At 68.8% G+C, this 4,450-nt stretch carries 4 protein-coding genes and 1 pseudogene; 1 reads left to right on the top strand and 4 read right to left on the bottom strand.

Features of this window, described 5'->3' with window-relative positions:
• Both ACWELQ_RS39235 and ACWELQ_RS39230 read right to left on the bottom strand, forming a co-directional pair.
• Positions 1 to 770, bottom strand: a 770-nt coding sequence (locus tag ACWELQ_RS39235; protein ID WP_452402070.1) for an aminotransferase class III-fold pyridoxal phosphate-dependent enzyme, incomplete at its 3' end; no start/stop codon positions are given.
• A 112-nt stretch (positions 771 to 882) separates the two neighbouring features.
• On the bottom strand, positions 883 to 1,335 hold the full coding sequence (locus tag ACWELQ_RS39230; protein WP_120737141.1) for an Lrp/AsnC family transcriptional regulator: 453 nt from the start codon (positions 1,333 to 1,335) through the stop codon (positions 883 to 885).
• Between the two features lie 58 nt (positions 1,336 to 1,393).
• On the opposite strand from ACWELQ_RS39230, the gene amaB reads away from it, so the two are divergent.
• Complete coding sequence (gene amaB, locus ACWELQ_RS39225; protein ID WP_452402069.1) at positions 1,394 to 2,923, top strand: L-piperidine-6-carboxylate dehydrogenase; 1,530 nt, start codon at positions 1,394 to 1,396, stop codon at positions 2,921 to 2,923.
• A 33-nt stretch (positions 2,924 to 2,956) separates the two neighbouring features.
• Here the strand turns inward: amaB and ACWELQ_RS39220 are convergent, their stop codons facing one another.
• On the bottom strand, positions 2,957 to 3,811 hold the full coding sequence (locus tag ACWELQ_RS39220; protein WP_452402068.1) for an SDR family NAD(P)-dependent oxidoreductase: 855 nt from the start codon (positions 3,809 to 3,811) through the stop codon (positions 2,957 to 2,959).
• Positions 3,808 to 4,377 (bottom strand): annotated as a pseudogene (locus tag ACWELQ_RS39215) (patatin-like phospholipase family protein); the annotation flags it as partial. The gene ACWELQ_RS39220 and the pseudogene ACWELQ_RS39215, both read right to left, overlap by 4 nt.
• Positions 4,378 to 4,450: the final 73 nt, after the last annotated feature.

The raw sequence follows: 4,450 nt of genomic DNA, 5'->3' as shown, positions 1-4,450 counted from the left end.
ATCGCGCGCAGGAACTCCGGCCGCAGGTGCCGGTCGCCGCCCTCGCCCTGAATCGGCTCGGCAATGAAACACGCTATGTCGTGCGGGTTTTCGGCGAACGCACGGCGGGCCTGGTCGAGGGCGCGCGCCTCGGCGGCCACGATATCGGGGTGATCGGGTCCGACGTACGGGGTGTCGATGCGCGGCCAGTCGAACTTCGGGAAGCGAGCCGTCTTGACCGGATCGGTATTGGTGAGCGAGAGGGTGTAGCCGGTGCGGCCGTGGAAGGCCCCGGTCAGGTGCAGCACCTTGGTGCCGAGTTCCGGTGCGCGCCCGTGCATCTCGTTGTGCCGTGACTTCCAGTCGAAGGCGGCCTTGAGGGCGTTCTCGACGGCGAGCCCGCCGCCGTCGATGAAGAACAGATGCGGCAGCCGCGGATCGCCGAGCACGCGCGCGAAAGTGTCCACGAAGCGCGCCATTTCGACGGTGTAGACGTCGGAGTTGCTGGGCTTGTTGAGCGCGGCGGCGGTGAGGTTGGCCAGGAAGGGCCGGTCGCCCAGCAGGGCCGGATGGTTCATGCCGAGGGTGGAGGAGGCGAAGAACCCGAACATGTCGAGGTACGCGGTGCCGTCGCGGGCGTCGACGAGGCGTCGTCCACGCGATTTTCGCAGGTCCAGTACCAGGTCGAAGCCGTCGGCGAGAATGCTCGCGGACAGGATGTCATGCACCCGGGCGGGGGTGACGAGAGTGGTTTCGGCGGCCGCCCCGAGCCGATCGAGTTCGAGGGTCACGCCACCCAGCGTAAATGAACTTTTACGGCGAAGCCTGTAAATCCCGGAAGTATTCCACCTGTAACCGGGCCGTCACCCGAATGTCTGCGGCCGACTTGGCCCGGCTCGCAGACTACTTGTCATAGAATGTCTGCAGGATGATGGTGCTACGGGTGCGGACATTGGCCGTCGCGCGGATCTCCTGCAGCAGTTGTTCCAGGTGCCTGGGCGAGGCCACCCGCACCATCAGCATGTAGCTCTCGTCACCGGCCACCGAATGACAAGCCTCGATGCCCGGAATGTGCTGCAGCAGTGCGGGCGCGTCATCGGGCTGCGACGGATCGAGAGGAGTGATCGCGACGAATGCCGACAGCATCTGCCCCAGTGCCTCGGGATCGACGTTCGCCGTGTAGCCGCGGATCACGCCGCGCGCCTCCAAACGCCGCACCCGCGATTGCACGGCGGACACCGAAAGGTTCGCCTTCTCCGCCAGATTGGACAGGGTGGCGCGACCATCGGCAATCAGCTCACGGATCAGCAGTCGATCGATGTCGTCGAGTTGTGGTTTCGCCGGTGTATCCGCCATCAGCGAAGGCTAACGCAGCGAACCGAACTCGGTGACGGAACCCAACCTGGAGCATGTAATGAGTCACGCACTGACCGCCCCGGCCACCCGTGAGCTCCGTGAGCGCGCGGAGAACATTCTGCGACGCCTCGGTGTCGAATCGCCCGAACCGGGTGAACTTCCGGCGCGCACCCCGATCACCGGCAACGAGCTGCTCACCTTGCGCGCCAGCACAACTGCCGAAGTGGACGCCGCTATCGCCCGCGCCGAGACCGCGTTCCGCGCCTGGCGCACCGTGCCCGCGCCGCAGCGCGCGGCGGTGGTGCGGCGACTGGCGGCGCTGCTCACCAAACATCTCGACGATCTTGGCGAATTGGTCACACTGGAGGCGGGCAAGATCGGGCCGGAGGCGCGCGGCGAGGTCCAGGAGATGATCGATGTCTGCGAGTTCGCCATCGGGCTCTCGCGGCAGTTGTACGGAAAGACCATGCCGTCGGAGCGGCCCGGGCACCGGCTGATGGAGACCTGGCATCCGTTGGGTGTGGTCGGGGTGATCTCGGCGTTCAACTTCCCGGTCGCGGTGTGGGCGTGGAATACCGCCATCGCGCTGGTGTGCGGGGACACCGTGGTGTGGAAGCCGTCGGAGACGACGCCGCTGACCGCGCTGGCCTGTCACGGGCTACTACGCCGGGCCGCGCTCGAGGTGGGCGCGGATCCCGAAGTGCACCAGCTGATTCAGGGTGCGGCGGGGGTCGGCGAGCAACTGGTCGACGATCCGCGGGTGGCGCTGGTGAGCGCGACCGGCTCGGTGCGGATGGGGCAGGCGGTCGCGCCCCGGGTGGCGGCCCGGTTCGGGCGCTGTCTGCTGGAGCTGGGCGGCAACAACGCGGCCATCGTCACGCCGTCGGCGGACCTGGAATTGGCCACGCGGGGAATCGTTTTCGCGGCGGCGGGCACCGCCGGGCAGCGATGCACGACGTTGCGGCGGCTGATCGTGCACGCGGATGTCGTAGGGCCGCTGCTGGATCGGATTTCTTCTGCGTATCGGCAACTGCGCGTGGGTAATCCGCTCGAGGAAGGCGTTCTCGTCGGGCCGCTCGTCAATGAGCGGGCCTATGCGGGCATGCGAGCCGCATTGGATCGCGCGCAGGCCGACGGTGGCGAGTTGATCTGCGGTGGCGAGCGTATCGAGGGGCCGGGCGAGGACGCCTTCTACGTCCGGCCCGCCCTCGTGCGGATGCCCGCGCAGACCGCGGTGGTGCGGGAGGAGACCTTCGCGCCGATCCTCTACGTGCTCACCTATCACGATCTGGAGTCCGCCATCGAGCTGCACAACGCGGTGCCGCAAGGGCTTTCGTCGTCGATCTTCACGCAGAACCAGCGCGAGGCGGAACGGTTCCTGGCCGCCGACGGGTCGGACTGCGGCATCGCCAATGTGAACATCGGCACTTCGGGCGCCGAGATCGGCGGCGCGTTCGGCGGGGAGAAGCAGACGGGCGGTGGCCGCGAATCCGGGTCGGATTCGTGGAAGGCGTACATGCGCCGGGCCACCAACACCGTCAACTACTCCACCGAACTGCCACTGGCACAGGGCATCCGGTTCGAGTAGACACCCCTGCGGCCTACTCGAACCGGCCTTCGATCAGGACTCGTTGTCCTCGGCGGTGATGGCGCGCACCTGCGCCTCGTACTGCGAGCGAACCTTCTCGTCGGCGGGGTGCAGGGCCCGGTCGGCGTTGAGTGCCTTGCGCACCAGCCGCATCGCGGGCTCCGGCGCGGCGGCGATGGCGACGTCGAGCCCGCCCAGGTAGTTCGGGACGGCGACCTCGGCGCGGCGGCTGCGCACCGTGGCGACGACGGCAGCGGCGACGTCCTCGGGGTCCACGGTCGGCATGCCGCCGCCCAGGGACAGGCCCGAGGACAGGCGGGTGCGCACGGCCGACGGCATGACGCAGCTGACGCTGATTCCGTGCGGCGCGAACTCCAGACGCGTTGCGGCGGAAAGGCCGACGGCGGCGAACTTGCTGGCGTTGTAGACCGCCAGACCGGCGACGGGAAGCTTGCCCGCCAGCGAGGCCACATTCACCACGTGGCCGCGACCGCGGTCGATCATGCCGGGAACGACCGCCCGCATGCCGTGGATGAGGCCCCAGACATTGACGTCGATCGTGGTGTGCCCCACCGCGTCCGGCTCGTCGAGGAAGGCGCCGGCGGGCATGACGCCCGCATTGTTCACCAGGATGTCGATGCGGCCGAAGTCGGCGACCACCTTGTCCCACTGGTCGCGCTTGCGCACGTCGAGCTCGAAAGCCTTGGCCCCCAGGGCGGCCGCGGCGGCCTGCGCGGCGGCGGTGTCCACATCCGCGATGGCGACCTCGGCGCCCTTGCTCGCGAACAGTTCCGCGGTGCACTGCCCGATGCCGCGGCCCGCGCCGGTGATCAGCACCCGCGCGCCGCTCAGATCGATGGCGGGATAGTTGTTTCCGAAGATGCTCACGCGAATGCTCCCTGCTCGACCCGGCGGCGGATGCTGACCAGGCTGTGTTCGAAGGTGTCGAGACGGCGGCGGCCGTCCATGAAGTTGGGACCCATGACGGCGAGGTCCTCGGCGGTGGCGTCGATGCGCAGCACCTTGACGCCGCTCGCGCGCAGCAGCGCGATCTCGGCATCGAGCTTCTCGCTCATGCGGTTTCGCAGCTGGCGTTCGAGGAAGTGGCCCGCACCGGTGGCGGGCAGGCGGCCGGTGGAGGCCATCGGCGCGATCACCACGACCTCGTCGAGGTCGGCGGTCAGGAGCAGGTCGGCCGAGGCGGTGGAGGCCGCGCCGCCGTCGACGAAGCGGCGGCCCGCGATCTCGACGGCGGGGAACCAGCCCGGGATGGCCCACGAGGCCCGCAGTGCCGCACCGATATTCGCGTCCGGAGCGGACGGCGCGCCGAAGGGCACCCGTTCGCCGGTGGCATTGTCCATGGCGACCAGCCAGGTGGCGGGGTGCTGCACCCAGTCGCGACCGGGGTTGAGCCGCTGGGCCAGTCGCTGCAGCCAGGCCGCGTCTCCCGCTCCTGTGCACAACGTCTACGGCCCTACCGAGGCCGCGGTCAGCATCACCGCACACCCGGTTCAGGACGCCGATCTG

Source organism: Nocardia sp. NPDC004722 (assembly GCF_053601505.1).
Note: the sequence above shows the minus strand (reverse complement) of the source record. Positions and strands in the feature narration are given on the sequence as shown.

Excerpts from the sequence above, each read along its gene's own strand:
- ACWELQ_RS39230 (WP_120737141.1), bottom strand. The coding sequence starts at position 1,335 with ATGGCGGATACACCGGCGAAACCACAACTCGACGACATCGATCGACTG.
- amaB (WP_452402069.1), top strand. The coding sequence starts at position 1,394 with ATGAGTCACGCACTGACCGCCCCGGCCACCCGTGAGCTCCGTGAGCGC.